Source organism: Kordia zhangzhouensis, from assembly GCF_001005305.1.
GTDB lineage: Bacteria > Bacteroidota > Bacteroidia > Flavobacteriales > Flavobacteriaceae > Kordia > Kordia zhangzhouensis.
On sequence record NZ_LBMH01000005.1, the window covers coordinates 397,042 to 405,274 of the forward strand.

At 34.9% G+C, this 8,233-nt stretch carries 7 protein-coding genes; 6 read left to right on the forward strand and 1 reads right to left on the reverse strand.

Annotated elements, in window-relative coordinates; all coding sequences use genetic code 11:
- The first annotated feature begins 15 nt into the window (after positions 1 to 15).
- The 5 genes from AA088_RS10385 to AA088_RS10405 are packed head-to-tail and all read left to right on the forward strand — an operon-like array spanning position 16 to position 7,500.
- Positions 16 to 1,578 carry a type I restriction-modification system subunit M gene (locus AA088_RS10385; protein ID WP_046744907.1) on the forward strand — a complete coding sequence of 521 codons (1,563 nt, stop codon included), beginning with the start codon at positions 16 to 18 and terminating at the stop codon, positions 1,576 to 1,578.
- A gap of 1 nt (position 1,579) precedes the next feature.
- Positions 1,580 to 2,791 carry a restriction endonuclease subunit S gene (locus tag AA088_RS10390; RefSeq protein WP_046744908.1) on the forward strand — a complete coding sequence of 404 codons (1,212 nt, stop codon included), beginning with the start codon at positions 1,580 to 1,582 and terminating at the stop codon, positions 2,789 to 2,791.
- A 1-nt stretch (position 2,792) separates the two neighbouring features.
- Positions 2,793 to 3,992 (forward strand): PDDEXK-like family protein, encoded by a 1,200-nt coding sequence (locus tag AA088_RS17670; RefSeq protein ID WP_052752858.1) that lies wholly within the window; start codon positions 2,793 to 2,795, stop codon positions 3,990 to 3,992.
- Between the two features lie 22 nt (positions 3,993 to 4,014).
- A complete protein-coding gene (locus AA088_RS10400; protein ID WP_046744909.1) occupies positions 4,015 to 6,849 on the forward strand; it encodes a type I restriction endonuclease subunit R in 2,835 nt (944 codons plus the stop codon).
- 60 nt (positions 6,850 to 6,909) lie between these two features.
- Complete coding sequence (locus AA088_RS10405) at positions 6,910 to 7,500, forward strand: hypothetical protein (protein WP_046744910.1); 591 nt, start codon at positions 6,910 to 6,912, stop codon at positions 7,498 to 7,500.
- Here AA088_RS10405 and AA088_RS10410 read toward each other — a convergent pair whose 3' ends face one another.
- Entirely contained in the window at positions 7,501 to 7,797 is a 297-nt protein-coding gene (locus tag AA088_RS10410) for a helix-turn-helix domain-containing protein (RefSeq protein ID WP_046744911.1), read from the reverse strand.
- Positions 7,798 to 7,936: 139 nt separating this feature from the next.
- Between AA088_RS10410 and AA088_RS10415 the strand changes: the two genes are divergently transcribed.
- Entirely contained in the window at positions 7,937 to 8,179 is a 243-nt protein-coding gene (locus AA088_RS10415; RefSeq protein WP_046744912.1) for a hypothetical protein, read from the forward strand.
- Positions 8,180 to 8,233: the final 54 nt, after the last annotated feature.

An 8,233-nucleotide genomic window follows, 5' to 3' on the forward strand; every position in this document is an offset into this window, starting at 1 on the left:
TACTAATTCATATACATGTCAGAAGAACAAAAAAAACTACTCGAAACCCAACTATGGAACATTGCCAACGAACTACGTGGCAAAATGGATGCCGACGAATTTCGTGATTATATACTTGGGTTTATCTTTTACAAATACCTATCTGAAAAGCAATACTTATACGCCAATAGTCTACTGGAAACGGAAGACATCAAAGATTACGCGCTCGTCACCAATGAAGACGATTTGGAAGCCATTAAAGAGGAGTCCTTATTGCAATTAGGCTACTTTTTAGCACCTCACGAACTATTTAGTGCCATCGCCAAAAAAGGAAATGCCAATACCGAAGTGGAAAGCAATTTTATACTGGAAGACTTAGAAAGCATCTTAAACAGTATCGAACAAAGCACGATGGGAACGGAAAGCGAAGACGATTTTAATAAACTCTTTGAAGACCTCGACTTAAACAGTACCAAATTAGGCAGAAGCGTAGACGCACGAAACAAACTCATTGCAAAAGTATTGTTTCACTTAGATAAAATAGATTTTGCCTTAGAAGACACCGAAGCCGATGTACTAGGCGATGCGTACGAATATTTAATTTCACAATTTGCAAGTGGCGCGGGCAAAAAGGCAGGCGAATTTTACACGCCGCAACAAATTTCTAAAATATTGGCACAAATTGTCACGACAGGCAAAAAACGACTTAAAAATGTGTACGATCCGACGTGTGGTAGTGGCTCGCTATTATTACGCGTAGCGCGTGAAGTTGAGGTTGGCGAATTTTACGGGCAGGAACTGAACCGAACGACGTACAATTTGGCACGTATGAACATGATTTTACACGATGTGCATTTTCGTCAGTTTGACATACGCCAAGAAGACACCTTAGAAAAGCCACAACACACCGAACAACGTTTTGAAGCCATTGTAGCCAATCCGCCGTTTTCGGCAAAGTGGAAAGGGAAAAACAATCCGCTGAATGAAAACGATGACCGTTTTAGCCAATACGGGCGACTTGCACCGACGAGCAAAGCCGATTTTGCCTTTGTGCAACACATGATACACCAATTGGCAGAAAACGGCACAATGGCGTGCGTATTGCCGCATGGGGTGTTGTTTAGAGGTTCGGCAGAAGCCACCATACGCCAATACATAATTGAAAACCTCAACTATTTAGATGCGGTCATTGGCTTACCGCCGAATATCTTTTTCGGTACAAGCATCCCAACGGCAATATTGGTATTGAGTAAATGCCGCGTACATAGCGAAAACATACTCTTTATTGACGCGAGTAACGAATTTGAAAAAGACGGCAACAAAAACAAACTGCAAGAAGCACATATAGACAAAATTGTAAACACATTTAGAGAACGTACCACGATAGATAAATTTAGCTATGTAGCCACGATGGACGAGATTATAGAAAACGACTATAACCTAAACATACCGCGCTATGTAGATACCTTTGAAGAAGAAGAACCCATAGACCTAAACGAAGTTGCCAATGCCTTACAAGCCATTGAAACGGACATTGCCGAAGTAGATAGCACCATAGCAGACTTTTGCCAACAACTGAACATTAAAACACCGTTTTAGGATGCAGAAAGATATTAACAAAATACCGCAGTTACGGTTTTCAGAATTTACGGAAGATTGGGAAAGAAAAAAGTATAATGAAATTTATTCTTTTTATTCAACGAATTCATTGTCGAGAGATAAACTAAATTATGAAAAAGGAGAAGTAAAAAATATACATTATGGAGATATTCATACTAAATTTTCGACGCTTTTTGATATTACAAATGAATTAGTTCCTTTTATTGATTCTGATGTTGATTTAACTAAGATAAAAGAAGAAAGTTATCTGAAAAATGGAGATTTATTAATTGCTGATGCTTCCGAAGATTACAACGATATTGGTAAAACAATCGAGGTAGTAAATCTAAATAATGAGAAAGTAATTTCAGGTTTACATACATTTCATGCAAGACCAAACAAACATAAAATGATAATTGGTTTTTCAGGTTTTATGCTTCAAAATTGGAATGTGCGAAAACAAGTAATGAAGATAGCACAGGGAACAAAAGTATTAGGACTTGCAACAAGTAGATTAGGAAAAATTAAACTTCATATTCCATCCCTAAAAGAACAAAAAAAAATAGCGTCCTTTCTTTCGTCTGTAGATACCAAACTCAACTTATTACAACAAAAAAAAGAACGTTTGGAGCAATACAAAAAAGGTGTCATGCAACAAATCTTTAGTCAGCAATTGCGTTTTACTGATGATGATGGTAGCAGCTTTGCAGATTGGGAAGAAAAACGTTTGGGAGATATTGCTGTAAAAGAATCATCTAATATTTCTGCAAACTCTATAGAAGAGAATACAGGAAACTATAAAATTTATGGTGCATCTGGTTTTATTAAAAAAATAGATTTCTACTTACAAGAACAACCTTATATTTCTATTGTAAAAGACGGCGCAGGTGTTGGAAGAACATTACTTTGTGATGCAGAATCATCTGTATTAGGTACTTTAGATGTTATCAAACCTAAAGTAAACGCTAATCTTTACTTTATATATTCATTATTGAACAATATTAATTTTACGAAATATATCATTGGAAGTACAATTCCACACATCTATTTTAAAGATTATTCAAAAGAAAAAATACAAATACCATCTTTAAAAGAGCAAACCAAAATCGCTACCTTTTTATCGGCTATTGACAACAAAATAGCCTTAGTAGCCATCCAAATAGAAAACACGCAACAGTTTAAAAAAGGGTTGTTGCAGCAGATGTTTGTGTAAAATGACTAAAAAAGAAACTACCATACCAACAACCCAACATAAACAACTTTTACAAAAGGTAAAAACCATTATTGCACACCATAGAGAGCTGACAAAAGCTAAAGGTGAGTTGTTTAATATATATGATATTTTAAGTCTTACGACCAATGAAGTCCGTACACATTCTGCTTTTCTTGCTGAATTGTTGAATCCAAACGGCACACACTTACTAGGAACTACATTTTTACAAGCGTTTATAGATATATTACCAAAAGATATTTTTGAAAATTATTTAGATGTAGAAAATACAACGGTAATTGTTGAATATCATATTGGAACTATTGATACCAAAAATAAAACGGGCGGACGTATTGATATTTTACTAAAAGATGCTAAGGGTAATTCTATTTCCATAGAAAACAAAATAGATGCAGGTGACCAAAAAAATCAGGTGATTCGGTATTACAATTACAATACACAAAAGAATAAGGTCATTTATCTTTCCAAGTATGGTGACGAACCTAATAAAGAAAGCAAAGGCAAGCTAATAATGAACAAAGATTTTTATGTAATTGGTTATCAACAAGAAATCATTCAATGGTTAGAAACCTGTCAAGCATTGGCGTACGATCAGCCAATTGTTCGTGAAAGTATCAAGCAATACAAAATTCTAATTCAAAAAATCACACATACTTTGGGAAATCAGCAAGACAAAGAATTAAAAGTAGCAATTGTTGAACATTTAGAAGAAGCTTCACAAATTGCAACTACCTATCAACAGGTCATTAGAAAAATTAAAAATGATTTTAGGGTTAAAGTTTATGAACTTCTCGTGCCTAAGTTTCCTAATTACAGCTTAAAACGACCAAAAGACATCAATCAAACTTATGCAAGTATTTGGTTTAATGAGCCTACATGTGCTAAAAATGCAACATGGTTTGCTGTAGAAAGTTTTAGCGGCTATGGAAATAAAAATGGAATACTATATGTTGGAATTTATTCTGACAACCCTAATTTTAAAAGGGAAGAAACTTTCAACCGTTTAAATAAATGGTGGCTACACTATAAAGCGCTAACTTACAATGATGAAGAACTTAACTTATCGGATTTAGCTTTATTAAAAACATTGAGTAATCGTTCAAATATGGAAGCTATTGCTAACAGTGTTGTAGAGCAAATTATAGAATTTGTGAAGGCACATGAAAAATATTTATTAGTATAAAATACAAAATAAGTAAGTATAAATGACCACACAACCCGAATACATTTTAGAAGAAAACTTAGTTCAGCAACTCACGGAAACGGGCTATACCAAAGTAACCATCAAAGACGAAGCCGACCTCATAGCCAATTTGCGTACGCAATTAGAAAAGCATAACAACTGTACATTGTCGGCAAATGAGTTTAAGCAAGTACTCAACGTGTTGTCAAAAGGAAACATTTACGAAAAAGCCAAAACCCTACGCGAAAAACTAAGTTACACCAAAGACGATGGTAGTACAGGCTATTTGGAACTCATTAACCAATTGCATTGGTGCAAAAATCAATACCAAGTCACGCATCAAGTCACCATGACAGGCAAATACGAAAACCGTTATGATGTAACCATCTTAATCAACGGGTTGCCATTGGTACAAATAGAACTCAAAAAGCGCGGTTTGGAACTCAAAGAAGCGTTTAACCAAACCGTACGTTACAAAAGACATTCATATAGTTCGGGAAAAGGCTTATTTCAATTCATTCAGTTATTTATCATCAGTAACGGCGTAAATACCAAATACTACGCTAACAATCCTATTGGCGCACTCACATTCAAACAAACCTTTTATTGGGCGGACAAAGAAAATAAAATCATCACGCAACTCAACGAGTTTGCAAACTTATTTTTAGAACCGTGTCATTTGTCAAAAATGATTACCAAATATATGGTTCTCAACACCTCAAAAATTATGATGGTTTTGCGTCCGTATCAATATTACGCCACCGAAGCCATCGTAGAAAGGGTTAAAAACAGTACCAAATTTGGCTATATATGGCATACGACAGGTTCGGGGAAAACGCTCACATCGTTTAAAGCCGCACAAATACTCACAAACTTAGACGAGGTACTAAAAGTAGTTTTTGTAGTAGACAGAAAAGATTTGGATTACCAAACCATCAAAGAGTTTAACAGTTTTAGCGAGGGAAGTATCGACGCAACAAACAATACCAACAACTTAGTCAAACAATTTTCCGACGATACAAAACTCATCGTAACCACGATACAAAAACTCAATACCGCTATCTACAAACAAAAGTATTTGGCAAAGATGGAGCGACTTAAAAAAGAGCGCATTGTATTTATATTTGACGAATGCCACCGAAGCCAATTTGGAGAAACGCACAATCGTATCAAAGCATTCTTTGAAAACTCGCAACTATTTGGCTTTACAGGAACGCCGATATTTGCGGACAATTCTGTAAAAAATGACTTAGGAAAACGCACCACCAAAGATTTATTTGATAAATGCTTACACAAATACGTCATTACCGATGCCATCCGCGACAAAAACGTATTAAAATTTTCCATTGAATACATCAGCACCTTTAAAAGCAAAGACGAAAACGACATCATAGACATTGATGTAGATAGTATTGACAAAGTGGAAGTCATGGAAGCACCGCAACGACTCGACACTATTGTAGAATATATCATTGCCAATCATAGCCGTAAAACGCACAATAAGAAGTTTACAGCCATCTTTTGCGTATCGAGTGTGGAAACCTTAATTGAATACTATAAACTCTTTAAAACCAAAAAAGAACAAGGCAAACACGAGTTAAACGTAGCGACGATATTTTCGTATCGCGCCAATGAATTGCCCGAAGATGCAAAAGGATATATTCCCGATGAAGATTACGACGATTTTAAAGTCGTAAAAGAACCAACGCCCGTATATTCACACACGCGCGAAAAGTTAGAAAGCTTTATTGACGACTATAACGATATGTTTCAAACCAATTACGATACATTGCAATTCTATTCGTACTATAAAGACATCGGACAACGTGTAAAACATCAAGACGTTGACATATTGTTAGTTGTAAACATGTTTTTAACGGGTTTTGATTCCAAACACTTAAATACGATTTATGTTGATAAAAACTTGCGTTATCATGGATTGATACAAGCGTTTTCGCGTACCAATCGAATATTGGACGAGGTAAAATCGCAAGGAAACGTCGTTTGTTTCAGAAACCTAAAAGATGCTACCGACGAAGCCATTACGCTATTTTCAAACAAAGAAGCCATTGAAGAAATCATCATGCAACCGTATGAAGATTACACGGAAAAATTTACCGAAGCGATTGACAAACTCAAAGAAATAGCACCAACGGTGGACAGTGTAAACGAATTGCCATCGGAAACCGAAATATTGGAGTTTGTAAAAACCTTTCGACAGTTAATACGACTCAAAAACGTATTGTCAACGTTTACTGAATTCAGCTTTGACGATTTGGACATTACCGAACAGGAATTTGCCGACTATCAAACCAAATATTTAGACATTCGCGACGATGTAAAACAAAAAAAAGAAAAAGTTTCCATTTTAAACGACATCGACTTTGAAGTAGAACTCATACGCCGCGATGAAATCAATGTAGCGTACATTTTGACTTTATTAGCCAAGCTAACAAGCACAAAGAAACCAAAAGACCAGGCGCAACAAAAGAAAACCATTTCCGACATACTAGCATCCAACAGCGAGTTACGAAGCAAAAAAGAACTCATTGAACGCTTTATTGAAGAAAATTTACCATTGGTACGCGATTCCGACCTCATCGCCGATGAGTTTGACAACTACTGGACAATCGAGAAAAAGAAAGCTGTGAAGCTTCTAAGCAACGAAGAAAACTTAGAGTATCAAAAATTAGTCGATTTAATAAGCAACTATCTATTCACACGTAAAACACCGTTGCGTGATGATATTATTGGCTTAATGGAAGTACGACCAAGTTTGCGAGAACGTGCGAAAGCATCCGAACGCATTACCACAAAAATCGTTGACTTTGTAGACATATTTATTGATGGGATGTAAAAACAAAAATAAAAGTTCCTTAGTTATTTAGGTTTCCACACGCACGAGAAAAAAGAAGTAATGCCAAAACCACAAACATTTCCGTTACTCTTTGATGAGGTTAATCAACTAAGTATTGCAGACTTGAAAAAGATGAAATACTTAAAAAAAAATGTAAGTGTAAAAGGCGTAATTATATGGAAACGTAATGGTATTAAAACTGGAAGTCTAACCCTAGAAACAACTACATTAAAAACACGTGGTATAGCAACTTTGACATATACTTGTAGTGGCACAGATTACAATTACAATATAAAATTAGTTACAATACCCTCAAATATCGGCAACGGCTTGCTATGGTACTTTATTTGTCCTTTTACAAATAAACGATGTAAGAAGTTGTATTTAATTGGCGAACGCTTCATGCACCGTTCAGCACTACCAAGCGGAATGTACACCACGCAAACACATTCTAAAAAGTGGCGTACTATTGAAAAAATCTACGGAAACTATTTTGATGTAGATCATTATTACAGGGAACTATACAAAAAGCATTTCAAAAAATACTACAACGGAAAGCCAACAAAGCGTTACAAAAAACTAAAGGAAAAAATCAAAGACGCTGAACGCTTTGATGCGTATGAAATAGAACAATTATTTTTGATGAAGTAATTATTGGTTTCCTTTTACGATATTCAATAAGTTTTCCAAATCAGCTATTGAGTAAATACGATACACTTCATTTTCATATTCAACAAAGCCATTGAGCAAAGCACCACCCAAAGTTGGTTTAAACAATTGGCGTATGTCCACGTCTAAAACCTCTGCAATTTTTACTAAGGTGTCAAACTTTGGTTTTATATTTCCTGTCTTAAATGCACTCGCAGAAGTAACTGAAACGCCAATCAATTCAGCAAATTCAGTATTGGAAATTCCTTTTTCCTTTAAAATCTCATCAATTCTTAACATTAGGAAATCATAAAATATAAGTAAATATTAAAAAACAGTGCTAAATATAATTATTAATTGCATGAAACTTAATTATAACTTATATTTGGTTATAATCTAAAACTAATACTTATACGATTAAATCACAAATCAATTTACAATGGTAAAAAATCAGCGAGAACTCAACAAGAAGCTAGTAAAAGAACTAGCAGAATGCAGAACCAAGCTAGCACATTGCCAAAATGATTTCGAAGTTGAAAAGAGTATTAAAAACGGACTGTACTTTTTTATACTGGAAAACGGTATGTTTGAAAAACTCAAAACTTTTGAATTAAATGCAAAGTATCAATCTACGGATTACAAAATAAAATCCTTAGAAAAGCTAGCAAACGATTTACCATAAGTAGATAAAATGATTACAAGCCTTAATTTTGATTTTTTGTGCAAATTTTGTGCA